This is a genomic window from Candidatus Krumholzibacteriia bacterium (assembly GCA_029865265.1).
In the GTDB taxonomy this organism is placed as follows: domain Bacteria; phylum Krumholzibacteriota; class Krumholzibacteriia; order WVZY01; family JAKEHA01; genus JAKEHA01.
Genome location: JAOUHG010000002.1, coordinates 191,383 through 212,363, shown reverse-complemented (window position 1 = coordinate 212,363; position 20,981 = coordinate 191,383). Strand labels below are relative to the sequence as shown.

Below are 20,981 nucleotides of genomic sequence, written 5' to 3'. Positions count from 1 at the left end.
AGCGTTTGTGAGGCCGGCCTTCGGGCCGGCCTTTTTTCTTTATGCCGGGTGCCGGCGCCAGCCCCTGCGGCGTGCTTCTTGCAGCAAACCGCCAGGTATGCACCGTCCAGGGATCGTTGCGCTCTTCTGCGGCCTCGCGCTTGCGTGTTCCGCCCCCGACCCGGGTGCGTCCCGCAATGCCTCCCCGGGCGCCGCCGCGGACACCACCTCCGGCCCGAAGGCCGGCGGCCGCGTGGTCATCGGGGTCCAGCAGGAGCCGGAGATCCTCAGCGAGATACTCAACTCCATGGCGACCAACAACATGGTCTGCAACCTCATCTTCTCGAAGTTCGTCAAGTACAACGACCGCTACGAGCTGGTGCCGGACCTGATCGAGGAGATTCCCACCGTGGAGAACGGCGGTGTTTCCGCGGACCACCTGGAGTACACCTACCACCTGCGCAAGGACGCCCGCTGGCACGACGGGATGCCGGTCACCAGCCGCGACGTCAGGTTCACCCTCGAAATCATCATGGATCCGGATGTCAACGTGGAGTCGCGCGAGGGCTGGGACGTGGTCGCGTCGCTGGCAACGCCCGACGACCACACGGTGGTGTTTCGGCTCAAGCGCCCGTACCCCGACTTCGCAAGCGAGACCTTCTACGACGAGTCGGTGCTTCCGGAGCACCTGTTGCGCACCAGCCGGGGTGCACGCTTCCAGTCCGCCGCCTACCACCGCGCCCCGGTGGGCTCGGGGCCGTTCCGTTTCGAGAGCTGGGCGCCGGGGTCGCATCTGGTGCTGGTGGCCAACCGGGACTACTACGGCGAGGGACCGCACCTGGACGCCATCATCTTCAAGTTCGTACCCACCGAGAACGCGCTGCTGGTGCAGCTCAAGACCGGTGAGATCGACATGTTTGACAACGCCAACATCAGCTACATCTCCCAGCTCGACGCCATCGACGGCATACGTGTCTACCGCACACCCATGCTCATGTACGAGCACCTGGATCTCAATACCGAGCACGAGGTGCTGCGCGATGTGCGCGTGCGGCGCGCGTTGATGTACGCCACCAACAAGGCGGAGATCGCGGAGCGCATCTACAACGGGCTGGTGCGGGTGGCCGCGCTGGATGAGTTCGAGCAATCGCGCTACTACTCACACGAGGCCGCACAGCGTGCCGGGTACGACCCGGCGCAGGCACGGCGGCTGCTGCGCGAAGCGGGATGGCGGGACGACGACGGAAACGGCATCCTCGAGCGCGACGGCAAGGAGTTGCGCCTGACCATATCGGCCAGTTCCGGCCAGCCCAACCGCGAGCGCACCGAACTGGTGCTGCGCGACCAGTATCGCGCGGTGGGAATCGACCTCGCCATCGAGAACTACGGGCCCACCGTTCTCTACGGAACCTACGAAGACGGCGGCGTGCTCAAGCGCGGCACCTTCGACATCGCGATGTACGCCTGGCTCTCGTCACCCGGCCCGTCGCGTCGCGAGGCGCTCTACGCCGCGGGGAGCATCCCGCCCAACGGCCAGAATCACCCCCGCTTCGTGCACGAGGAGCTCACCGCGATGCTCGACCGGGCGGGGACCGAAACCGACGGGGCGCGCCGCGAAGAGCTGTATCGCCGCGTGCAGGAGATCCTCGTCGATGAGGTGCCGGTGATTCCGCTGTTCTGGTACACCGCCATCGACCCGGTTACCGAGCGCCTGCGCAACTTCCGCCCCAACGCCACCCAGTCCGCGGACACCTGGAACGCCGCCGATTGGTACCTGGCCGATCCCGCGTCCCAGGTATCGGCGCGCTGACCGCGTTCCCGCTTCGACCCGGGTGTGCCCGGCGAGTCCCTCCGGTTTCCGCTTTTCCCGCCCCGGGGCCCCGATTGGTACAGAAATCGCTGTCCCGGAGTGGGGGACTGCGGCAGGGGGATGGGGCAGAGCTTTAAACCATTGCAAATAATTACGTTATGGGAATGTTCCGTTTCTTCATTCGGCGTTCGCTGGCGGTGATCCCGCTCGTCCTGCTCGTGTCCCTCATCTGTTTTGCACTGATGCAGGCCGTGCCCGGGGGGCCGGCCGGCATGATGGTGGAAAACCCCATGGTCGGGCCCGACGACGTGGCGCGCATCCGGGCCAACTTCGGCTTCGACCGGCCGGTGCTGGTGCAATACGGCATGTGGCTCAAGCGCGTGGTGCTCCACGGCGACTTCGGCCACTCGCACGTTACCGGCGAACCGGTGCTGCGCATGATCTGGCAGCGTTTGCCCGCCACGGTGGAGCTGATGGGGGCCGCCTTCGTGCTGGCCTTCCTGTTCGGACTCTCCGGCGGCGTGGTGGCCGCGCTCAAGCGCTACACCAAGTTCGATTCAGTGATCATGTTGGTCACCCTGCTCGGCATCTCGATCCCGGTATTCTGGCTGGGCCTGATGTCGATGATGCTGTTCACGGTGAAGTGGCGCCTGCTGCCGTCGACGGGGATGATCTCGCTGGGTGTACCGTTCTCGGTGGTCGACCACCTCCGGCACCTCATCATGCCGGCACTGGTGTTGTCACTGCTGTTCATCGCCAGCTGGAGCCGCTACATGCGCGCGAGCCTCTCCGATGTGTTGTCGCGCAACTACATCAACGTGGCGCGGGCCAAGGGAGCGTCCGCGAGCAGCGTGGTCTTCCGGCACGCCGTGCGCAACGCGGCGATTCCGGTACTCACCGTGATCGCGCTCAACCTGCCCGCGCTGTTCACCGGGTCGATTATCACCGAGACCATCTTCGCATGGCCGGGCATGGGGCGGCTGTTCTACGACGGCCTGCTGCGGCAGGACTACACGCGCCTGATGGGGATCATCTTCATCGCGTCGGCGCTGATTGCACTGCTCAACCTGATCGCGGATACCATCTATGGCGTTCTTGACCCCCGCATTAGATTCGCCCGCTAAGGAGCGCCGGCCGCGGACGGTCTCGGTGCAGACGGTACACCCGCTGCGCGACCCGTTCCGCCCGGTTCCGTCGAGTGGCGCGCGCGGCGATCGCAACAGCTTCTCGCTGGCGCTCAAGAGGAGTCCGCTCGCGTATGCCGCGTTCATCGTGATGAGTCTCATCATCCTCGGCGCAGTGTTCGCGCCGCTGATGAGCCCCTACGACAAGGACAAGATCGACCTGACGGCCCAGTACCTCACGCCGTCGCTTGACCATCCCTTCGGCACGGACGACCTGGGGCGCGACATCTTCGTGCGCGTGATGCACGGGGGGCGGATCACCCTCGCGGTGGGACTGCTGGCCATGCTGGTGGCGTTGGTGATCGGGGTAGCGGTGGGGGGCGTGTCCGGCTACTACGCCGGCTGGGTGGACAACGTGCTGATGCGGCTGGTGGATCTGATGCTCGCCGTGCCCGTGTTCTTCGTCATCCTCTTCGTGGCGAGCATCGCCTCGCCCAGGTCCTCCATCGTGGTGGTCTGTCTGATGATCGGCTTCACGCAATGGATGGAGGTGGCGCGTCTGGTGCGCGCGGTGGTGATCACCACGCGCGAACACGAGTTCGTCGACGCGGCGCGCAGCCTGGGGCTGCCCGACCGCCGCATCCTGCTCCGGCACCTGCTCCCGCACACCACGGCGCCGGTGCTGGTGGCGGTCACGCTGGGACTGGCGCAGGCCATCATCATCGAGAGCGGGATCTCGTTTCTGGGCTTCGGTGTGCAGCCGCCCACGCCCAGCTGGGGTGCCATGCTCCAGAACGCCCAGAGCTACCTGTCCGACTGCCCGTGGATCGCCGTGTTTCCCGGGCTCATGATCTTTCTCACCGTGGTCTGCTGCAACATTCTGGCGGACTTCCTCGGTGACGCCCTGAGCCAGATCCGCTCGGCCACCCGCTAGCCGGGCGCACCCGATTTCACATTGCACCGCCACGCCGGGTGGGGTATTCTGACCCCGTCGGTCGTTGTATCTTGCTTTTATTTATATAATTACACGATTCGATGGCTACCATGACCAGACGGGCGCACGGGATCGGACTGCTCTCGGGAGGACTGGATTCGGCGCTGGCCGCCAAGGCCGTGCACGACGCCGGCGCCAAGGTCACCTGCCTGCATTTCGTCACCGGCTTCTGTGTCACCGGGCATCGCAGCCGCGTTGGCCGGCGCGACCGCCCCACCGCCAACCCCGGCCTGCGCGTGGCATCCGCGAACGACATCCGGGTGGAACTGGTCGACGTGGCCCGGGACTACCTGCCCATGGTGCTCGCGCCGCGGCACGGCTACGGCGCCCACATGAACCCGTGCATCGACTGTCGGCTGTTCATGCTGCGGCGCGCGAAGACGTACATGGAATCGGTGGGGGCGGACTTCGTGTTCACCGGCGAAGTACTTGGGCAACGGCCGCTCTCACAGCGGCGCGCGGCCATCGATTTGATCGAGCGCGAGTCCAGGCTGGCGGGCCGGCTGCTGCGGCCGTTGTCGGCGCACCTGCTGCCGCCCACCGAGGTCGAAGCGGACGGCAGGGTGGACCGCGCGCGATTGTACGGCTTTAGCGGTCGCGGCCGGCGCGCGCAGATCGCACTGGCGCGCAAGTACGGGCTCGAAGGGTTCCTCTCCCCCGGGGGAGGCTGTTGTTTCCTCGCGGACGCGGGCTACTCCGCACGTCTGCGCGACCTGGTGCGCAATCGCGGGGCGGAAAACATCACCATGGACGATATCCATCTGCTCGGTGTGGGAAGGCACTTTCGCCTGTCACCCCGGGTCAAGGTGATCGTGGGGCGCAACGAAGTGGAGAACCGCTATCTCGAGAGGCACGCGGGCGACACGTGGCGTGCGCGCCTGGCGGAGGCCACCGGCCCGACCGGGATTACGCACGGCGCACCGGCCGATCACGACGTGGTGACGGCGGCGGCGATCGTCGCGCGCTACGGGAGTGCGCCCGCACGCGAGACGGTGCCGGTGGAGGTATGCCGCGGGGCCGTATCGCGCACGCTGCACGTGGTTCCGGCGGCGGAGGAATTCCTGGCGGGGGTACGCCTGTGAGCGCAACGCTGTGGACCGCCTGTTTCGCCCTGATTGCCGCGCTGGCGACGGTGCTGGGCGGCGTTATCGCAACCCTGCCCGGAACGCTGTCCCGGCAACGCCTCAGCCATATGATCGCGTTCGGTGCGGGCTACATCCTGGCCGCCGCGCTGGTGAGTCTCATGCCCGCCAGCATCGAGCTGGTTTCGAATGCGCCGATGTGGATCTTCGTGGGCTACGCGCTCGCGCATCTGTTCGAACACACCTTCACCTCCCACTTTCACTTCGGCGAGGAGACGCACAAGGAGCACGTGGTCGCGCCCAGCGTGGGCATCACCGCGCTCGTCGGTCTTGGGCTGCATTCGTTCTTCGACGGCGTCGCCATCGCCTCCGGATTCATGGTCACGCCGTCGCTCGGTGTTCTGGTCGCACTTGCCGTGGTGCTGCACAAGCTCCCCGAGGGGGTAACCATCTCGTCGCTGATGGTCGCCTCGGGACGGGGGCGACTGGCCGCGCGCAATGCGGCGGGGCTGCTGGCGGTGGCCACCCTGGCGGGCGCGGCCACCATGTCGGCCGTGGGGAGCGGTTTCAAGGGGATCGGGCTTGCAATTTCTTGTGGAATAGCGCTTTACGTTGCGGCCACCGATCTCATGCCGGAGTTCAATCAGCACCCGGAGCGAGGTTATTCCGTGACGGCCCTCGTGGGGGTGCTGTTATACTTCGGGGTCCACGGCCTGATGGGCCGGATGGGGATTCACTAGTTCGGTCGTCGTGATTGCCGATCAATCGTCACATGAGCCATGCCGACTTCCTCGTTGTGCTGATCACCGCTCCGACCGTTGCGGACGCGCGGCGCATTGCGCGCGTTCTGATCGAAGAGCGGCTGGCGGCGTGCGTGAACGTGCTGCCCGAGTGTCGCAGCGTGTATCGGTGGGACGATGGTGTGGTGGAAGAAGCAGAGGCGATGATGATCGCGAAGACGGCGCGGGATCTCTTTCCGGAACTGGCCAGGCGGGTCACCGAGGTTCACCCGTACGCGGTGCCGGAGGTGGTGGGGCTTCCCGTGATCAAGGTGACCGATCCCTATCGACGCTTTCTCTCCGACAGCGTCGGACGGGAAGGGCGAGATCCCCGGTGACCTATACCAGGCCGGCGGTCGCTTCGACGGCGGCCCCGACCAGCGAATCCACCACGGCTCCGACGGTGGTGACGAGGGCGCGGCCAAGCGTCAGGGCAACCCGGGCGGTGCGCTTCACCGTCTGCGCGGTCGTCGGCTTCGCCGCGTCACAGGCGATGGCCTGGGTGCACACGAAGGACACGTGTCCGACCCGTACGGCCTCGAGGGGCATCGCAACGTCCACCGTCAGGCTCGGGACGTAGGTTTCGATCTTCGTCGTCTCGGTCTTCACGGCGTGGTCGCAAGCATATGCAAATGAATGGAATGCAATCACAACCGCAAGGGCCATCCCCAGTGCCACGACCCGTTTCTGCGTCTTCATTGCGCACCTCCTTGTCTGGTGAATACGCCCGGGGCCCCCTCAGGGTTCCCGGCGATCTCCGGGTTCTGGTACTTGGACGCCCCCAACCTCCGGCCGGTTGCAGGTTTTTTGGACGGGCCGGGGCGGCCGCCGGGGGGCCGGGATGGTGAAGCTGCCATCCGTGGGGCTCGCCCTGAGCGGGGGGACGGCCAAGTCGGTCACCCACGTGGGGGTGATCAAGGCGCTGGTGGAGGCGGATATCCCGGTGTCGTTCGTGGCCGGAACCAGCGGCGGGAGCATCGTCGGGACGATGTTCGCCTCCGGGATGCCCATCTCCACCATGGAGACGGTTGCCACCAACATGAGCTGGCGCAAACTGGTGAGCATCCGGCTGACCCGCATGGGCTTCATATCCAGCGAGCGCATCGAGGAATTCGTCACCGAAACCATCGGCCACCTCTACTTCGAGGATCTGGCCATTCCCAGCGGTGTGGTCGCCACCAATCTCGTCACCGGCGATCGCAAGATCTTCCGGCACGGTTCGGTGGCGCGCGCGGTACGGGCGAGTTGCAGCATCCCGCAGATCTACCTGCCGGTTGAGATCGAAGGGGAGTACTACGTGGACGGCGGGCTGTCCGAATACCTCCCCGTGGAAACCGCCCAGGAACTGGGGGCCGAGTTCGTCATCGCCTCGCACCTCGCCCCGGTCGACCCCACCTACCGGCGCCCGCGCAACATCCTGCAGCTGGTGGTGCAGGTGACCGGACTGATGGCGCGCAAGAACTTCCCGATATCGGAGCAGAAGGCCGACTTCGTCGTTCATCCCAACGTGGATGCGTACAGCTCGTTCGATTTCGATCACTCGGCGGAAATGATCGAGATCGGATACGACGCCACCAAGCGGCTCATCGCCGACCTCAAGGACGTCTGGCAGCGCGCCGGAGGTCTGGGACCGCGCATTGCGCGCAAGCTGCTGGGAGAGTAGGCCGTGGCGCGGGCGCGTCCGATCGTGTTCATCACCGACTTCGGTGAGGACGGTTTCTACGCCGGGATCCTGCGCGCCGTGGCCGCGTCCGCCTCTCCAGCCTCCCCCCTGATCGATCTCTCCCACCAGATGCACGCCCACGACATCCGCCAGGCGAGTTTCGTTCTCGCACTGGCGCTCGACTATCTGCCGCGCGACGCGGTGGTCGTGGCGGTGGTGGATCCCGGTGTGGGCAGCGCGCGGCGCGCGCTGGTCGCGGAACTCGACCAGCGGGTTGCGGTGCTGCCCGACAACGGCCTGTTGAGCGACGTGCTCGCCGCCCTGCCCGCCACCCGCATTCACGAAATCTCCGGCGATGCGGCGCAGCGGGTGGCGGGGCCTCACGCGCGCGGTGCCACCTTCCACGGGCGCGATCTCTTCGTCCCGGTTGCGGCCGGGATTGCGCGCGGGGCGGCGCCGGGTGACTTCGGCGGGCCCGCCGGCGACGTGGTCGTCCTGCGCGACGTGCCCAGCGTGTCAACCGGGCCCGGGCGGGTGACGGGGACGGGACGCATGATCGACCGGTTCGGGAACATACTCACCGACATCCCGGGCGCCGTGGTGGAGCGCACGCTGGGCGCCGGCGCATGCCTCGTGTCGGTGGGGGGTGTTGACGCGGGGCCGCTGCGACGCACCTACGCGGATGGTGCGCCCGGAGAGCTGCTTACGATCGTGAACAGCTGGGGCCGTGTGGAGGCCGCGGTGCGCGAGGGCAGGGCGAGCGACCGTTTTCCCGGCACGGAACCGGCACAGATTCGCTTCGAGGTGGGGGGTGAGTAACGCCCGCATCCGGCGCCGGGGCCCCTACCTGTGGGAGATCCCGCAAACCGGGGGCATGCGGGTGCCGGGGCGCATTCTCGCCAGCGAACGGCTCATGGCCGACATCCGTGAGGATGCGGCCGTGGAGCAGGTGGCCAACGTGGCGCACCTGCCAGGCGTTGTCGGCTACTCCTGGGCGATGCCGGATATGCACCTGGGCTACGGTTTTCCCATCGGCGGTGTGGCCGCCACGCTGCTGGACGAAGAGGGCGTGATATCGCCCGGCGGGGTTGGTTACGACATCAACTGCGGGGTGCGGCTGGTGGGCTCGCAGCTGACCCGCGAAGAAGTGCTGCCGCGCATGGACGCAATCGTGCGTGCACTCTTCCACGCGCTCCCGTGCGGGCCAGCGCCGCACGTCTCCGGCATGGGCGCGCTGAGCACGGCGGAGACGGCGAGCGTTCTGCAGGATGGCGCCGGCTACGCGGTGGAACGGGGTTTCGGCTGCGCGCGCGATCTCGAGTACTGCGAGGAGGCGGGCGCCATGGAGGGCGCGGATCCGTCGCAGGTGTCCGCGCAGGCCATTGAACGCGGCCGTCGGCAGGTCGGCTCCGTGGGATCGGGCAACCACTTCGTCGAACTTGGCTGGGTGGAAGAGGTCTTCGACGATGCGGCGGCCGCCGCGCTCGGTCTCGAGGCGGGGGGTGTCACCATCCTCATTCACTGCGGATCACGCGGCCTCGGCCACCAGGTGTGCACCGACTTCCTGCAGGAAATGAACCGCACCCGCTTCTCCTTCGAGCTTCCCGATCGCCAGCTGGCCGCGGCACCGCTCGACTCGGAGCTGGGGCGCCGTTATCTGGCCGCGATGCGCGCGGCGGCGAACTTCGCGTGGGCCAATCGCCAGGTGCTCATGGTCCTCGCGGAGCGCGCCGTGGCCGGCGTCTTTGAAACCACACCCGATCGGCTGGGCTTCCGCCTCGTCTACGACATCTCGCACAACATCGCGAAGATCGAAACCCACACGGTGGGTGCCGGGCCGCGCGCGGTGTGCGTCCACCGCAAGGGAGCCACGCGTGCGCTCCCGCCCGGCGACGACCGTGTCCCCGCCGCCTACCGCCCGGTCGGCCAGCCGGTGCTGGTGCCCGGGGACATGGGCACCGCGTCGTACGTCTGCGTGGGTGCGGCACCGCCGGGCGAGCACCCGTTTTATTCCAGTTGCCACGGGGCAGGCCGGCGCATGTCCCGCCGCTCGGCCGTGCGGCGGGGTGCCGGCCGCTCCATCGTGGACGAACTCAAGCGGCAAGGCGTGGTGGTGATGGCGCGGGACCGCAGGACCCTCGCCGAAGAGATGCCGGAGGCCTACAAGGACGTCTCCGAGGTGGTGAACACGCTGGACGCGGCGGGGATCATCCGCAAGACGGTGCGCATCCGTCCCCTGGGCGTCATCAAGGGCTGAGCCGCGCCGGCGGATTTTGGGGCTTCAACGCGCCCGACGCTTGCGCTATGATGACGCCCCTGAAACGGCGCCATTTACGCCCAGGCCAGGTCACCGGGGCCGCTTCACCCGGCCTTCCCGAATCGTATCGCAATTGCTGTCAGCATGGCGCGAACGCCCGCCGGGCGGGTGCCGTCGCGCCGACGACGACAGAGGAGATTCACAGAATGAAACGAGCTTTTCTTGTCACGCTCCTGTTGCTGGCCGCCGTGCCGGCCGGCGTCGTACAGGCGCAGACCACCGAGCCCCAGTACCTGAGGCTTCCGCACCGGTTTCAGATCTTTGTCGAGGGTGGCGGCGCCCTGCCGACCTCTCCTTCCATCTGGGACGAACTGTGGGATTCCGCCTTCTCGTTCGGCCTCGGGGCGGGCGCGTCCATCTTTCCGTGGCTAGAAGTGAACGCCGGGTTCAACACCATGAGTTTCGGGCTCAACCACCTGCAGGCCAAGGGCCTGCTGGGCTACCAGGGAATCCAGGAGGTCGAGGGGGGCGCGATCTCCACCAGCATCTACTACGGCTCCGCGCGCTTCATCGCGGTGCCGCGCGCACGCACCAATCCCTACCTCGAGGCGCAGGTGGGCTACTTCAGCACCTCGGCCGACGACGTGATCATCGAGGGCGTCGTCGACAAAAGCATGGAGAGCGTGAGCGGTATGTCCGTTTCCGGCACCGTCGGCATCCAGTACGCCATGAGCGACTACTGGACCGCCTATGCCAAGTACACCTACACCGCCAATCTCAACGGCGACTTCGCGCCGGGCGACCTGCTGCAGCCGGTCAACGGATCCCGCGATGAGCCGAAGGGCAACCAGATCATCCAGTCGCTGATCGTCGGTGTCATGGTTCGCTTCTAGTTTCTCATGACGGCACGCAAGAGCGTTCATGGTCTGCTGCTCGTGCTGGCGCTGGCGGCAATGCCGATGCCGGGCCGCGCGGAACCGCACGTGCGCAACGGCATCTACGCGGGTGCCGGTTACGGGGCGGACTGGGGCAAGGTGGAGCTCGCCGGGCAACAGCAGACGGAGTCGTCGGGGACGCTGAACCTGCGCCTGGGCTGGGCGTTGCGCCAGAACCTCCTGCTCGGCGCGGAGTACATGCGCTGGGCCAAGGACTACGAATACAAGACGCTCGACGGCAGCATTCCCTGGCGTGTCACGCTGTCCGGCATGGTGGCCGCGGTAACGTACTTTCCTGGCAACCAGGGCTTCATGCTCCGTCTGGGGCTCGGCGTCGCGGACGCGTCGGTCGACGCCGACGCCACCTCGTTTTCGGAGGCGGCGAGCTACTCTCCGGATCCCGGCCTCGCGGTTCTGCTCGCAGTGGGCTACGAGGTCCGGCTCACCACGCGCTTCGCGCTGGGCGCCGATTTCGACGTGCTGTATCTCGCGGTGAGCGACGATACCTTCGACCGCGCCTACGTTTACGGCATCAATCTCCAACTCAACTGGTACTGGTAGCACCCTTCGGAGGCCCCCATTGTCGCAGCCGAACCCGCCCGCATCCGGCGTCATCACCATCGAACGGCACATCCTCATGGAGCAGGAGCGATTCCCCGATTCCTCGGGTTCGCTTACCAATCTCCTGTACGACCTCGCCCTCGCCGGCAAGCTCATCGCGAGCCGAACGCAGCGAGCGGGGCTGGCCGACATCCTGGGTTCCGCCGGACACGAGAACGTGCAGGGTGAAGAGGTGCAGAAGCTCGACGTCTATGCGCAGCGCACCATCTATCAGCTGACGGACCACACCGGCCGCCTGTGCTGCATGGCGTCCGAAGAGGAGAAGGAGATCATCCCCATCCCGGAGCCGTACCCCAAGGGCGACTATGTGCTGGTGTTCGATCCGCTCGACGGCTCCACCAACATCGACTTCAACGTGGCCGTGGGAACCATCTTCGCCATCTTCCGCCGCCGGACCCCGTCCGGTCCCGGCACCGCGGAGGACGTCCTGCAGAGCGGGAGCGAGATCGTCGCGGGCGGGTATCTGGTGTACGGGTCGAGCACCATGCTCATCTATACGACCGGGCACGGCGTCAACGGTTTCACCCTGGATCCCACCATCGGCGAGTTTCTGCTCTCGCACCCCAACATCCGCATTCCCGAGAAGCCGCGCTACTACAGCGTGAACCAGGGCAACGAGAAGTACTGGACCGAGGGGGTGCGCCACTACACGCGCTGGCTGCAGGGGGAGGAGGGGAATGCGCGCGCGCTGGGGCTGCGCTACATCGGTTCCATGGTGGCCGACGTGCACCGCACTCTGCTGGGCGGCGGTGTGTTCTACTACCCGGCGGATACCAAGGATCCCAGGAAGCCGCAGGGGAAGCTGCGTCTCCTGTACGAGGCGGTGCCGATGTCCTACCTCATCGAACAGGCGGGCGGATACGGGTCGACGGGCCGCGGTCCGGTGCTCGACGTGAAGCCCACGTCCCTGCACCAGCGCACGCCGGTCTTCGTTGGTAATCGCGAACTGGTCGAGAAGGCCGAGGAATTGATCGCGAAGTACGACGGCTGACGGATCGGGTCAGCGCACGAACTGCGCAACGAAGTGGCGTGGGTCCAGCGCCTCTCCGCTCGCGCGTCTCACCAGTTCATCCCACGGGTAGCGCTTGCCGGCGAAGAACACGCGTTCGCGCAGGAACGCTCCTACGCGCTCGTCACCCACAATCGAGCCCCCCGCGTCTTCACCGCCGAAGATCCCGTTGCGGATCGCGTAGTCCAGCTGCGAGGCGAACAGCTCGCCGAGCATGTAGTTGTGGTAGTACACCGGCGCCGACACCACGTGAATCTTGGCCGCCCAGTCCGGCTCGTCGCGGCCATCGGGGCGCGCCACCAGCTGGAACTCTTCCACCAGGTCCCACCACAGCCGGTTGAGATCGCGCTCCGGATCCGCGTACAGCGCGCGCTCGAACGCCACCATCACCTGGCACCAGCGCGCAAACACGATCTGTGCGAGACGCGAACTCATCTGCGACGCGCGTGCCAGTTCCTCGCGTTCGCCCGCCGGCACACCCACCATGCGGTCGATCCAGCCCGCATCCTTGGAGAGACGGCCGAAGAGCATCGCAATGGCCTCGGTGGCGAACACGTGTGCGTGCTCACGCAGCAGGAAGGGCAGCGACGGGTCGATGTAACTGTCGTATACCGCGTGACCCAGTTCGTGCAGCATGGTGCCGGCCCAGTTCTCGTCGTTGTGGACATTGGCGAGCACTCGCACGTCACCGCGCCGGTCGATGTCGATACAGTAGGCGTGCTGCTCCTTGCCGGGACGTTCGTACAGATCGCTGTTGGCGATGATCTGGTTCACGTCCAGGCCGATCCCGTCGAAGAAACGGCGCGAGAGGTCCACCACGTCGGCGTCCCGGTAGAAGCGGTCGAAATCGACCTCGAAGATGCGCGGCGCCTCCTGGAAGTAGGGATCGTCGTAGTGCCAGGGCCGCAGGTCCCTGGCGGGAACTCCGAAACGCGCCGACAGGAACGCGTCAACCTCCGCTTTCTCGCGCGCGAACGGTTCCCGGGTCAGCTCGTCCAGGCGGCGGAACAGCTGCTCGAGATCCGGCGCGTGCTGCTCCGCCAGCTCGAGCGACATGACGTAGTAGTCGGAGAAGCCCACCGATCGCGCCACCTCGTTGCGAAGCCGCACCAGTTCGAGAAGGTCGTCCCTGACTTCGCTCCCCACCGCCTTGTCCGCCTCCCACACGCGTTTGCGGTAGGCGGCGTCATCGCTCTGCTTCAGCACGTTACGCACCTCGTTGCCGGTCAGCTCGCGGCCATCCGCGCTCGCGCGAAAGGTCCCGAACGCCTGCACGATCTTGCTGGAGAGGCGCGTCATGGCCTCGATCTTCGCCGGGTCGATCTGGTTGCGCAGGTAGGCGTGGTGGAGAAGGTCGAGCTGGCGGCGCTCCAACGCATCCATCCCGTCGCCGGTTTCACGCCAGTGGCGGACGCGCGCAAAGTCGTCCTGGCTGGTGTACACCGTCTGCAGACGAACCTCGAGCTCGGAGTAGCGCGCGAACGCGTCCGGGCTGCCGGAGGTGGTGGCGTTCCAGTACGCCAGGTTGACCTCCCGGGAGAGGGCCTCGATCTGCTCGAGGTGGACGGCGAGAAACGAGCGGAAATCGGTCATGAATCGTGGGTCCTCGGTTGCGGGTGAGACGCCGGCGTCGCGGCGCCATCACCCTACCCCAGGCCCGCGTCGGCTGGCAAAGCTCAATTGGCAATTCTTTTTTTTGCAACGGGTTGGCGGAGACGATACAATGGGTGCTCCGTTCGTGTGAATAGGCGCCCCGGCCGCGGGTAGGGAGGCTATTATGGCAACCCGATTGCAGCTGGCGGTCGCGGGCCCGGTCCTGGCGGAACCCATCGTGACCGAAGACAACGAAAACGAAATCATTGCCGGCTGGAAGCGTGGTGACAAGCGCTCCTACGAGACGCTGGTACGCCGTTACATGACCGACGCCTTCCTGGTGGCGTACGGTTTCGTGGGCAACGCGGAGGACGCCCGCGACCTGTCGCAGGAGGCGTTCATCAAGGCCTACCACGCGCGCGGCCGCTTCGAGGCCGGGCGCCCCTTCTACCCGTGGCTGTATCGCATCCTGCGCAACCACTGTCTCAACTTCGTGCAGCGGGGCCGGCGCAACCTCTCCATCGACGCGGATGACTTTCACCGCGAGATCGCGTGCCCGCGTCCCACCCCGCTCGACAACCTGGAGAGCGAGGAGCGCAGGCGGATCGTGCGCGCCGCCATCGCCCGTCTCTCCGAGGATCACCGGGAGATCATCGTGCTCAAGAACTTCAAGGACCTCTCCTACAAGGAGATCGCCGAGGTGCTGGACGTGCCCATCGGGACCGTGATGTCCCGGCTGTTCTATGCCCGCCAGGCGCTACGCGCGCTCATCGAGGAGCTGGAACAGACCGGCGCCGACGAGGCGGCAGGGGGTGAACTGACATGAGCTGCAACCGATATCAGACCGACGGCATGCGCCTGCTCGACGGCGAGATGTCAGCCGATGAGGCGGCGGCGTACGAGGCGCACCTGCGCGGGTGCGACGTGTGCCACCGCGAAATGAAGTCCCTCGGCCGCGTGGTGCGGTTCAGCGAGGAGTTGAAGCTGCGCGCGCCCGACGACGAGTTCTGGAAGGGTTACTGGGAGAGTATCTACCGGCGCAGCGAACGGAGCATTGGATTCGTGCTGCTGATCGGGGGGCTGCTGGCGGTGACGGTGTACGGGATCTACCGTGCCCTCACCTCACCCGCCCTGCTGACCTACGAGGGCATCAGCGTCACCATCATTCTGGTGGGACTCGCCATCATATTCATTTCCGTGGTGCGCGAGCGCTACCACGAACGCCGCAACGATCCATACCGGGAGGTCGAACGTTGATCCTCGCCACCACCGACACGGTTGCCGGCGCCCGCGTCACGCGTGTGCTCGGTCTTGTGCAGGGAAGTACCGTGCGCGCGCGCAACATCGGGCGCGACCTGACCGCCTGGATGAAGAACATCACCGGCGGTGAGGTTCGCGAGTACACCAAGCTGCTCGCCGAGGCGCGCGAGCAGTGCCTGGATCGCATGCGCGAGGAGGCGGCGCGCATGGGCGCCAACGCCATCGTCGGACTGCGCTTCTCGTCGACCGACATCTCCGAGGGTGCATCCGAGCTGCTCGTCTATGGCACCGCGGTCGTGATCGAGCCCGAGTAGCGCGCCGGTTGGCCGCCCGCAACGCGTGTGGTATAGTGCGGGCATGCAACTGGGAGAGTGGACGGTCCGGAGTTGCCTCGCGGGGAGTTTTGGTCTCGACGGGGGTGCCATGTTCGGGGTGGTGCCGCGGATCATGTGGGCGAAGGCGCTGCCCCCCGACGAGTTCAACCGGGTGCCCATGGTGATGCGGCTGTTGCTGGTGCAGGGGCGCGGACACACCGTGCTGGTCGATGTCGGCGCGGGTGGCGGGCACAGCCCCAAGAACCGGGAGATCTACGCGTTCTCGGACATGAAGCCCCTGCGTGACGTGGTGCGTGCGAGCGGGGTCGACCCCGACGCGATCACCGACGTCCTTCTCACCCATCTGCACTTCGACCACGGCGCCGGGATCGTCGATCCCGATGGCGATGGCTGGCGCCTGGTGTTTCCGGACGCGCGCCACCACCTGCAGCGTTCCCAGTGGGAGCACGCCTTTGCCCCCACCCCGCGCGACCGCGCCAGCTACTATGAGGACCGCATGCGCGTACTGGAACGCGAGGGCGTGCTGGTCGTGCACGACGGCCCCTGGCAACTGGCGCCGGGCTTCGAGCTGCTCGTCTTCGACGGCCACACGCCGGGGCAGCAGCTGCCGCTCATCCACGGAAACGGGACGGCAATTTTCTTCTGCGGCGACCTGATTCCGACCCACCATCATATTCCGACGCCGTACGTCATGAGCTACGACCTGCTGCCGGTCGCCGCCATGCAGGAGAAGTCCGCCGTGCTGGAACGGGCCGCAGCGGAAAACTGGATCCTTTTCTTCGAACACGACGCGCACCTGGCGGCGTGCCGTATCGTCAAGGATGGCAAGCGGTTCACGAAGGGCGCCGAGGTCGACATCGCCGGCGCGTGATTGCCCGGAACGCATCCCCGCCGCCGCGGTACAATTGGCGGTCTGCCGGCTTGACTCGGCGGCCATTCTGTTGAATGATTGATAAGATTTCGCTCGGACACTCAACGCAGCCCAGGAGGATCGGACCTATGAACCGCAACCTGCTTTTGCTCGGCACGGTAGCCGCTTTCGGCCTCGCGGCCGCGGTCGCCGGCGCGGGGGACGCCACCCGCATTTCTTCGAAGACGTGTGACGAATCCATCAAGACCGCGTCGGTATCGTCCTGCTGCGCGAAGGGCGCCACGGCGACCGCCGCGTCGGTGGAGGCGGGTACGAAGTCCTGTACGCGCGGCGCCACCGTCACCACCGCCGCGGTCAACGACTGCGCGCGCAGCGCGTCGGCCGTTCACACCGCGGACATGACGCTGGTCGCCGCCGGCTGCGACAAGAATGCCGCCGCTGCCGCGGGTGGCTCGTGCGACAAGGCCAGTGCGGCTGCCGCGGGTGGGGATGCGTGCTGCAAGACCGGCCAGGCCAAGACCGCGTCGGCGGGAGCCTGCAAGGCCGTGTGCGAGGAGTCGAAGACGGCGACCACCTTCAATGGTGCCGTGGACGAGCTTCCGTACCGCGAGAACAAGCGCCTGGTTCTGACCGGTACCTACGTGTGCGGTCATTGCTCGCTGGACGCCACCGAGACATGCTCGCCGCTGTTCAAGACCGCGGACGGCAAGGTCTATCCGTTGATCAGCAACCCCGAGGCGTCGCAGCTGCGCGCCGCGAACGATGGCAACGGCGTTGAGATTGCATCCAGCGTCAAGAAGCTCAACGGTATCAAGTACCTGGAAGTGAAGAGTTACAAGACGCTGTAGGACCGCAGCGTCGCAGCGCAGGAAAACAAGAAGGCCTCCCCGTCCGGGGAGGCCTTCTTCGTTTCCGATCCTGCGGTGGGGATGCCGTTCAGCGCGAACGCGAGCCGCCCTTGGCGCTGCCGCCGCGCGCGGCCGGCGCGCTTCGCGACCCGCTGCCGCCCCGCGATGACGAACCCCGCGATTTCACTCCGCTCGAACCCCGGCTCGACGCGCCCCGCGGCGCACCCTTCACACCGCTGCTGGAACCACGCGAGCTCGGCGCCGGCCGGACTGTCCCGGATGATCCACGCGTCCGCTGCGGCGTGCTTCCGCGCACCGCAGGTTTCGAACCGCTCCGCGTCGCGGGTGCACCGCGCACGCCGGCCGTCGGCCGCGAACCCGTCCGCGCCGGTGCACCGCGCACGGCGGTCTTGCCGCGGTTGGTTCCGGAAACGGTGGTCTTCACCCGCGGCGTTCCATAGCGTCCGGCCATGACCGTCGCCCGCGTGGCGGATCTCGTGCTGCGCGCGAGCGACGTGCGGTTGGCCCGGGTCACCGAGCGCTGGACGTCCTTCTGCGCGATGCGCAGGCTGCCGTCGCGCTGTGCGGCACGCGTGCGCTGCGCGGTCAGCGATCCGGACTGGACGTCGCCGCTCTTGTAGCGGGTCTTGAACTTCTCGGGGTATGTGTAGCCGCCCGACGGGTAGTACGGATAGCTCGGGTAGTTGCACGGCGGCGCGTACCAGCCGCAGCTGTAGTAGCCGCCCCAGCCTCCCCAACCCCAACCCCAGCCCCAGCCCCAGCCCCAGCCGATGCCCACCGACCAGCCGCTCCCGCAGTACGGGTAGTAGCCCGGCCAGTACCAGTAGAAGGGATCCCACAGACCCCAGCCGCCTGGATACAGGTAGACGCTCGGGTCGACGTAGCGTACCTCCGAACCGTAGGGATAGAAATTGACGACGACGTCACCGTCGTCGGGGTTGTCGATGATGGTCGAACCGTCCGCCACCTGCTCCACCATATCGTAGCCGCGCGGCAGCGGATAGACGAGCGACTCGCTGCGCTGGAAGTTCTGCACCACGCGATACTCACCGCACGCATCGACATCGGCCACGCCGTCACACGCACCACACAGGTAGCACGGGTACTCCACGCGTTGGTTCACGTAGAAGTTGGTGTATCCGAAGTAAACCTCCTGGTGCGAAACCCCGCGCACCAGCTCGGCCGCCACCATGTTGGCGGCAATGAACGGATCGCCCGTTATACGGTACGGCTCCGCGCCCGGCACATCGGTGCCCCGCAGGTGGGCGAGTTCCGCGGCGTCGATGGCGCCGGGGTCCGTGACCGCGAGGGCGAATGCGAACTCCACCCCGGTGGGCGTGTCGACCACCAGCTCGCTGCCGTATTCGGGGATGGAATACTCCGTATTGGCGCGGGCCACCTCGGGCGGACCCGCGGGATACAGCAGGTGGACGAAGCCGCGCGAGTCGATGCTGAACACGAGCACCGCGGCGTCCTTGCGGGTCTGGAATTCGAACGCGACGCGGTCGCCTGTGTTGACGATGCCGCCCAGCGGGACGCTGGCGCGCAGGATCACCCCACCGTCTCCACCCTGGCGCGCGGCGGAAACCGCGGCTGCCGGAGCCGGAGCGGCGAGCAGGAGAGAAATCATCAGGGGAGTCAGGTTCTTCTTCATGGCGGCTTCCTCCCGGTGCGGGACGCGAGGGGCGCGATCAGGGGCCGACCGAGATCGACGGGAACAATCAGGCTATTCTTTAATATAGCCCATCTCCGCCCCCGTGGCAAGGCGGCGGAACCCCCCACCCGCAGGGGCGTATGCAGGTTCTGGACCACCGGCGGTCGGACTTTTTCTAGGCAAGCCCCGGGGGTTGTGCTAGACGTAGGCGGAATTCCCGCCCCACGACGAGCACTGCAGCGCATTTGGGCGCAAACGTAGACAGGAAGGACGCATATGGAATTCTTCGCGGCTGTGCCCGCGGCGATCGGCCGTTCATTGCCCCAGATCCTCGCCGATTCCGGCCGTTTTGGCCTCTTCATCCTCTGCATCACCTTCGTGCTGTCAGTGATGACATGGGCCGTGGTCTGGGATCGCGCGCGGCTCTACGCGCGCCTGCGCGCCAAGGGCGATGCACTCCGCAAGGCCATGGTCACCCGGGGTATCGGCCCCTGCGTGGCGGAGGCGGAGCACTTCCTGCCCTCGGTGGAGGCGGCGCTGCTGCTGGAAACGCGGCGCTTCGTCGCCGGACGCGCCGTTGACGGTGTGCTGGTCACGGACGATCCCGCGCTGGCGGATTCGGAGCGGTCGCGGCTCAAGGGGCTGCTGGAGGCACGCGCCATGAATGAAATCGGCGAGATGGAGCGGCACCTGATCCTGCTGTCCACGACGGCGAGCATGGCGCCGTTCCTGGGCCTGCTGGGAACGGTGTGGGGAATCATGCACAGCTTCCTGAGCATGGGTGTCGAAGGGGCGGCGAGCATCGAGGTCATCGGCCCCGGCATTGCGGAAGCGCTCATCACCACCATCGCCGGCCTCGCCGCCGCCATTCCCGCGCTGGTGGCCTACAACGTCTTCGTGCGCGCGGTGCAGCGTAAGGAGACGCAACTCGATCTCTACATCTCGCGCGTGCTGGACGGCGTGATCGTAATGCAGGGCGGCGCGCAACGTTCCATGAACTCGCCCCGGCCCGCACGCACCGGCGCCGGCGCCTGAACGGAGCGTCGTTGCGATGCGAAAAACCCGTTTTTCCACCGTCGCGGAGATCAACGTCACCTCCATGGTCGACGTCATGATGGTGCTGCTCATCATCTTCATGCTCACGGCACCCTTCATCCAGGCCGGCATCCAGGTGAAGCTGCCCAAGGCAAAGTCGACCGTGATCAAGGAAACCGATGCGGTGGTCATCTCCGTGACCAAGGAGCGCAAGGTCTACGTGAACAAGCAGCTGGTTCCGGAGGAACAACTCGGGTCCACGCTGGCAACGTTGAAGGCGGCGGGGGAGGAGCGCATCTTCGTGCGCGCGGATCAGGATGTGCCATACGGCGCGGTCATGTCCGTCATCGGCGAGGTCAAGGCCGCGGGTATCAGTGACGTGGGCATGATCACCGAGAAGAAGGACGGGAAGCGCTGATCGCGGCGGTCTGCAATGCGCAGGGCGATTCTCATATCCATCGGCTTCCACGCGTTCATTTCGCTGCTGGTGTTCCAGTGGGTGTCGTTCCGGCAGGTGAGCTATGTGCCGCGCCAGGTCTACGATGTCACCCTGGTGACCCCCGCGGTGGCCGAGCCGGCGCCAAGGGTGGTGCGCCCGGTGGTGCAGCCGGATCCGCCGGCGCCGGAGCCGGTGCCCGAGGAGAAGGACGAGGAAATGCCGCCGCCGCCGGACGAGCCGAAGAAGAAACCGCCGGTCAAAAAGGAAACGAAGAAGCAGGTGCCGACCACCCAGATACAGAAGACCATCCCGCCCGCCGAGGCGGACACCAGCGGCCAGCAGATGGCGGCGCCCCCCACCGGGTCGATCTCGTTCGAGCACGATTTCCCCTTCGCGCACTACATCGGACGCATGCGGCAGAAGATCGCCGCCACCTGGCGGCCGCCGGGCGGTTCGCCGGAAGAGCGCGCGTGCCGGGTGTACTTCCGCGTGCACCGCGATGGTTCTGTGAGCAACGTCGCGGTGGAGGAGTCGTCGGGTTTGTCGCTCTTCGATCAGTCATGTCAACGCGCGGTGCTGCAGTCCGCCCCGCTGCCGCCCCTCCCGCGCGAATTCAAGGACGCCTATCTCGGCGTTCACTTCAGTTTCCTGTACCGGGAGTCTGAGTGACGC

General features: G+C 66.6%; 23 protein-coding genes. 20 read left to right on the top strand and 3 right to left on the bottom strand.

Annotation, left to right across the window (positions count from 1 at the left end; all coding sequences use genetic code 11):
- Positions 1-97: 97 nt before the first annotated feature.
- From OEX18_02120 to OEX18_02095, 6 genes are all read left to right on the top strand, one after another.
- On the top strand, positions 98-1,789 hold the full coding sequence (locus OEX18_02120; GenBank protein MDH4336057.1) for a peptide ABC transporter substrate-binding protein: 1,692 nt from the start codon (positions 98-100) through the stop codon (positions 1,787-1,789).
- A 164-nt stretch (positions 1,790-1,953) separates the two neighbouring features.
- Positions 1,954-2,913, top strand: coding sequence for an ABC transporter permease (locus OEX18_02115; protein ID MDH4336056.1), 960 nt, complete (start codon positions 1,954-1,956; stop codon positions 2,911-2,913).
- A gap of 25 nt (positions 2,914-2,938) precedes the next feature.
- The gene (locus OEX18_02110; GenBank protein ID MDH4336055.1) at positions 2,939-3,847 is read left to right on the top strand and encodes an ABC transporter permease; all 909 of its coding nucleotides are present in this window, start codon (positions 2,939-2,941) and stop codon (positions 3,845-3,847) included.
- 110 nt (positions 3,848-3,957) lie between these two features.
- Positions 3,958-4,989: a hypothetical protein gene (locus OEX18_02105; protein MDH4336054.1), complete on the top strand. Its 1,032-nt coding sequence runs from the start codon at positions 3,958-3,960 to the stop codon at positions 4,987-4,989.
- A complete protein-coding gene (locus OEX18_02100; protein MDH4336053.1) occupies positions 4,986-5,729 on the top strand; it encodes a ZIP family metal transporter in 744 nt (247 codons plus the stop codon). Before OEX18_02105 ends, OEX18_02100 begins: the two co-directional genes overlap by 4 nt.
- Positions 5,730-5,761: 32 nt before the next feature.
- Complete coding sequence (locus tag OEX18_02095; protein ID MDH4336052.1) at positions 5,762-6,106, top strand: divalent-cation tolerance protein CutA; 345 nt, start codon at positions 5,762-5,764, stop codon at positions 6,104-6,106.
- A 1-nt stretch (position 6,107) separates the two neighbouring features.
- Here OEX18_02095 and OEX18_02090 read toward each other — a convergent pair whose 3' ends face one another.
- Positions 6,108-6,467 carry a hypothetical protein gene (locus OEX18_02090; protein MDH4336051.1) on the bottom strand — a complete coding sequence of 120 codons (360 nt, stop codon included), beginning with the start codon at positions 6,465-6,467 and terminating at the stop codon, positions 6,108-6,110.
- Between the two features lie 142 nt (positions 6,468-6,609).
- Here OEX18_02090 and OEX18_02085 point away from each other — a divergent pair, with 142 nt between their 5' ends.
- From OEX18_02085 to fbp, 6 genes are all read left to right on the top strand, one after another.
- Positions 6,610-7,431: a patatin-like phospholipase family protein gene (locus OEX18_02085; GenBank protein ID MDH4336050.1), complete on the top strand. Its 822-nt coding sequence runs from the start codon at positions 6,610-6,612 to the stop codon at positions 7,429-7,431.
- Positions 7,432-7,434: 3 nt separating this feature from the next.
- Positions 7,435-8,250, top strand: coding sequence for an SAM-dependent chlorinase/fluorinase (locus OEX18_02080; protein ID MDH4336049.1), 816 nt, complete (start codon positions 7,435-7,437; stop codon positions 8,248-8,250).
- A 55-nt stretch (positions 8,251-8,305) separates the two neighbouring features.
- Complete coding sequence (locus tag OEX18_02075; GenBank protein ID MDH4336048.1) at positions 8,306-9,688, top strand: RtcB family protein; 1,383 nt, start codon at positions 8,306-8,308, stop codon at positions 9,686-9,688.
- 206 nt (positions 9,689-9,894) lie between these two features.
- Positions 9,895-10,581 carry an outer membrane beta-barrel protein gene (locus tag OEX18_02070; protein MDH4336047.1) on the top strand — a complete coding sequence of 229 codons (687 nt, stop codon included), beginning with the start codon at positions 9,895-9,897 and terminating at the stop codon, positions 10,579-10,581.
- A 6-nt stretch (positions 10,582-10,587) separates the two neighbouring features.
- Entirely contained in the window at positions 10,588-11,184 is a 597-nt protein-coding gene (locus OEX18_02065; protein MDH4336046.1) for an outer membrane beta-barrel protein, read from the top strand.
- Positions 11,185-11,203: 19 nt separating this feature from the next.
- On the top strand, positions 11,204-12,235 hold the full coding sequence (gene fbp, locus OEX18_02060; GenBank protein MDH4336045.1) for a class 1 fructose-bisphosphatase: 1,032 nt from the start codon (positions 11,204-11,206) through the stop codon (positions 12,233-12,235).
- A gap of 9 nt (positions 12,236-12,244) precedes the next feature.
- Here the strand turns inward: fbp and OEX18_02055 are convergent, their stop codons facing one another.
- The gene (locus tag OEX18_02055; GenBank protein ID MDH4336044.1) at positions 12,245-13,846 is read right to left on the bottom strand and encodes a M2 family metallopeptidase; all 1,602 of its coding nucleotides are present in this window, start codon (positions 13,844-13,846) and stop codon (positions 12,245-12,247) included.
- Positions 13,847-14,030: 184 nt separating this feature from the next.
- Here OEX18_02055 and OEX18_02050 point away from each other — a divergent pair, with 184 nt between their 5' ends.
- From OEX18_02050 to OEX18_02030, 5 genes are all read left to right on the top strand, one after another.
- The gene (locus OEX18_02050; protein ID MDH4336043.1) at positions 14,031-14,672 is read left to right on the top strand and encodes a sigma-70 family RNA polymerase sigma factor; all 642 of its coding nucleotides are present in this window, start codon (positions 14,031-14,033) and stop codon (positions 14,670-14,672) included.
- A complete protein-coding gene (locus OEX18_02045; protein ID MDH4336042.1) occupies positions 14,669-15,103 on the top strand; it encodes a zf-HC2 domain-containing protein in 435 nt (144 codons plus the stop codon). Before OEX18_02050 ends, OEX18_02045 begins: the two co-directional genes overlap by 4 nt.
- Positions 15,100-15,420, top strand: a complete 321-nt coding sequence (locus OEX18_02040; GenBank protein MDH4336041.1) for a YbjQ family protein — start codon at positions 15,100-15,102, stop codon at positions 15,418-15,420. The genes OEX18_02045 and OEX18_02040 overlap by 4 nt, the downstream gene beginning before the upstream one ends.
- A 43-nt stretch (positions 15,421-15,463) precedes the next feature.
- A complete protein-coding gene (locus OEX18_02035) occupies positions 15,464-16,312 on the top strand; it encodes an MBL fold metallo-hydrolase (protein ID MDH4336040.1) in 849 nt (282 codons plus the stop codon).
- 128 nt (positions 16,313-16,440) lie between these two features.
- Entirely contained in the window at positions 16,441-17,160 is a 720-nt protein-coding gene (locus OEX18_02030; protein MDH4336039.1) for a hypothetical protein, read from the top strand.
- 88 nt (positions 17,161-17,248) lie between these two features.
- Here OEX18_02030 and OEX18_02025 read toward each other — a convergent pair whose 3' ends face one another.
- The gene (locus OEX18_02025) at positions 17,249-18,835 is read right to left on the bottom strand and encodes a DUF4384 domain-containing protein (protein MDH4336038.1); all 1,587 of its coding nucleotides are present in this window, start codon (positions 18,833-18,835) and stop codon (positions 17,249-17,251) included.
- Between the two features lie 276 nt (positions 18,836-19,111).
- On the opposite strand from OEX18_02025, the gene OEX18_02020 reads away from it, so the two are divergent.
- From OEX18_02020 to OEX18_02010, 3 genes are read left to right on the top strand one after another with little or no spacing between them, the layout of a single operon-like run.
- The gene (locus OEX18_02020; protein ID MDH4336037.1) at positions 19,112-19,870 is read left to right on the top strand and encodes a MotA/TolQ/ExbB proton channel family protein; all 759 of its coding nucleotides are present in this window, start codon (positions 19,112-19,114) and stop codon (positions 19,868-19,870) included.
- A gap of 16 nt (positions 19,871-19,886) precedes the next feature.
- Complete coding sequence (locus OEX18_02015) at positions 19,887-20,288, top strand: biopolymer transporter ExbD (GenBank protein MDH4336036.1); 402 nt, start codon at positions 19,887-19,889, stop codon at positions 20,286-20,288.
- 15 nt (positions 20,289-20,303) lie between these two features.
- Entirely contained in the window at positions 20,304-20,978 is a 675-nt protein-coding gene (locus OEX18_02010) for a TonB family protein (GenBank protein ID MDH4336035.1), read from the top strand.
- Positions 20,979-20,981 lie beyond the last annotated feature (3 nt).

What these genes read in the sequence shown, in the direction of transcription:
- OEX18_02085 (MDH4336050.1), top strand. Translation starts at nt 6,610, where the DNA reads ATGGTGAAGCTGCCATCCGTGGGGCTCGCCCTGAGCGGGGGGACGGCC.
- OEX18_02120 (MDH4336057.1), top strand. Translation starts at nt 98, where the DNA reads ATGCACCGTCCAGGGATCGTTGCGCTCTTCTGCGGCCTCGCGCTTGCG.
- OEX18_02115 (MDH4336056.1), top strand. Translation starts at nt 1,954, where the DNA reads ATGTTCCGTTTCTTCATTCGGCGTTCGCTGGCGGTGATCCCGCTCGTC.
- OEX18_02105 (MDH4336054.1), top strand. Translation starts at nt 3,958, where the DNA reads ATGACCAGACGGGCGCACGGGATCGGACTGCTCTCGGGAGGACTGGAT.
- OEX18_02075 (MDH4336048.1), top strand. Translation starts at nt 8,306, where the DNA reads ATGCGGGTGCCGGGGCGCATTCTCGCCAGCGAACGGCTCATGGCCGAC.
- OEX18_02095 (MDH4336052.1), top strand. Translation starts at nt 5,762, where the DNA reads ATGAGCCATGCCGACTTCCTCGTTGTGCTGATCACCGCTCCGACCGTT.
- OEX18_02045 (MDH4336042.1), top strand. Translation starts at nt 14,669, where the DNA reads ATGAGCTGCAACCGATATCAGACCGACGGCATGCGCCTGCTCGACGGC.
- OEX18_02070 (MDH4336047.1), top strand. Translation starts at nt 9,895, where the DNA reads ATGAAACGAGCTTTTCTTGTCACGCTCCTGTTGCTGGCCGCCGTGCCG.
- OEX18_02015 (MDH4336036.1), top strand. Translation starts at nt 19,887, where the DNA reads ATGCGAAAAACCCGTTTTTCCACCGTCGCGGAGATCAACGTCACCTCC.
- OEX18_02055 (MDH4336044.1), bottom strand. Translation starts at nt 13,846, where the DNA reads ATGACCGATTTCCGCTCGTTTCTCGCCGTCCACCTCGAGCAGATCGAG.
- OEX18_02050 (MDH4336043.1), top strand. Translation starts at nt 14,031, where the DNA reads ATGGCAACCCGATTGCAGCTGGCGGTCGCGGGCCCGGTCCTGGCGGAA.
- OEX18_02030 (MDH4336039.1), top strand. Translation starts at nt 16,441, where the DNA reads ATGAACCGCAACCTGCTTTTGCTCGGCACGGTAGCCGCTTTCGGCCTC.
- OEX18_02025 (MDH4336038.1), bottom strand. Translation starts at nt 18,835, where the DNA reads ATGAAGAAGAACCTGACTCCCCTGATGATTTCTCTCCTGCTCGCCGCT.
- OEX18_02020 (MDH4336037.1), top strand. Translation starts at nt 19,112, where the DNA reads ATGGAATTCTTCGCGGCTGTGCCCGCGGCGATCGGCCGTTCATTGCCC.
- OEX18_02090 (MDH4336051.1), bottom strand. Translation starts at nt 6,467, where the DNA reads ATGAAGACGCAGAAACGGGTCGTGGCACTGGGGATGGCCCTTGCGGTT.
- OEX18_02010 (MDH4336035.1), top strand. Translation starts at nt 20,304, where the DNA reads ATGCGCAGGGCGATTCTCATATCCATCGGCTTCCACGCGTTCATTTCG.
- OEX18_02035 (MDH4336040.1), top strand. Translation starts at nt 15,464, where the DNA reads ATGCAACTGGGAGAGTGGACGGTCCGGAGTTGCCTCGCGGGGAGTTTT.
- OEX18_02065 (MDH4336046.1), top strand. Translation starts at nt 10,588, where the DNA reads ATGACGGCACGCAAGAGCGTTCATGGTCTGCTGCTCGTGCTGGCGCTG.